This is a genomic window from Mariniflexile jejuense (assembly GCF_042675665.1).
In the GTDB taxonomy this organism is placed as follows: Bacteria; Bacteroidota; Bacteroidia; order Flavobacteriales; family Flavobacteriaceae; genus Mariniflexile; species Mariniflexile jejuense.
On the sequence record NZ_JBHTJI010000001.1, the window covers coordinates 1 to 1,083 of the forward strand.

Annotated in this window: 2 protein-coding genes; both read right to left on the bottom strand. The window is 30.1% G+C overall.

The window, feature by feature from the left end:
- Window positions 1-255: 255 nt before the first annotated feature.
- Window positions 256-600: a hypothetical protein gene (locus ACFQ1R_RS00005; RefSeq protein ID WP_379924016.1), complete on the bottom strand. Its 345-nt coding sequence runs from the start codon at window positions 598-600 to the stop codon at window positions 256-258.
- Entirely contained in the window at window positions 597-1,028 is a 432-nt protein-coding gene (locus tag ACFQ1R_RS00010; protein WP_379924017.1) for a hypothetical protein, read from the bottom strand. Before ACFQ1R_RS00010 ends, ACFQ1R_RS00005 begins: the two co-directional genes overlap by 4 nt.
- Between the last annotated feature and the right edge of the window lie 55 nt (window positions 1,029-1,083).

A 1,083-nucleotide genomic window follows, 5' to 3' on the forward strand; every position in this document is an offset into this window, starting at 1 on the left:
CTCTTTGTCAATCACATAATTATTGTAGGACATCCAAATTCCGTTAATATCTTGTGCTTTGCAAGATGTTAATGCAATAACTAAAAATATTAATTGGAGTACTTTTTTCAACTTGTTTATAACGTTTGGTATATAGAAAGTTGCGTTTTTGTGAGCGAGGATTTTCCGAAGGAAAATCGGAAGCCAGCAAACAGGCAACTAACTTTGTGCTAGCTAAAACCAGCAATTTTTTATATACTGTGTTGGCAACAGTCTTTATGTCCAACCATTAGCTTCTATAACTACAGCGTGACTTTTATCATCTTCAAAAATTGGACTTTCTAAATCCCAATAAAAAAAATGTGTTGTAGTTCCAGATTCATTTTCTTTTATAGACTTTTCACCTTTTTTAGTATATAAAACAATTAAATCATCTTTATCAATTTCTTTATCAGGAAACCAGAAAACTTCTTTGGGATTACTTGAAAAAGACTTTTCACCTGTCATTTTTGTCAAAAAGACTATATAATAGCCAATGTCAATATTCGAGAGTGCTCTTATAACTATTCGTTCTTTTTTTAAATCTCCACGATTTTTAATATCTACTACTTTTATATTCATTTCAAAAAGAATTTAGATATTAAACCACCAATTATTAAAATTAATCCACTAAATAATATTATGTGTCCGTTATTGTTGTCAGCAGACCAAATAGAATTTGATAAACCAATAAGTGTTGCACCTAATGAAATTGCAACTGTATATAATACTTCTTTTGAAATTGATGCAGTTAGTTTTTCATCAAGTATAGCTCTTTTTTTATCAGATTCGTAATAATCATCTCTGAATTTTTTCAAGTCATCTACTTCGTCCTCGAGTCTATCTAAATCACTTAAGAGTAATTTTTGTGTTCCAGGACTATTAAGTTCTTCCTCACTCAAATCTCTTTTTAGTTTTTGATAGGCTCCTTTTTTCTTATGCAGAGTTTTCTCCGATGAGGAATCGTTTCCTTCTTTTGGTTCTTCATCTATGTCTTGTTCTGTACTCATAAATCTTGTTCTATATGGATTTTATATTGTTGCCAACGGTCTTGTATAAGATTAG